The 239-nt window shown below is 60.3% G+C and carries 1 protein-coding gene; it reads right to left on the reverse strand.

The genetic code is table 11. The features are described 5' to 3' along the window. On the reverse strand, positions 1-239 hold a 239-nt coding region (locus tag O4G76_RS21530), incomplete at both ends, for a peptide deformylase (RefSeq protein ID WP_269399117.1).

The raw sequence follows: 239 nt of genomic DNA on the forward strand, positions 1-239 counted from the left end.
GGTCGATCTCATGCTGGACACATGTGGCCCAGAGCCCGTCAAACGTCTCGGTCTGGAGGTTGCCATCACGGTCCAACCACTCGACATCCACCACTTTGGGCCGGGTCACCTCGGCATATTGTTCCGGAATGGAGAGGCAGCCTTCCTCGTAGACGTTCGTCTCATCCGAGGCGGCAATGACGCGGGGGTTAAACATCACCAGCGGGCGCGCCTCGCCTTCACCTTCCTTCACGCAATCC

This window comes from Limimaricola sp. G21655-S1, from assembly GCF_027213785.1.
Classification (GTDB): Bacteria; Pseudomonadota; Alphaproteobacteria; order Rhodobacterales; family Rhodobacteraceae; genus Limimaricola.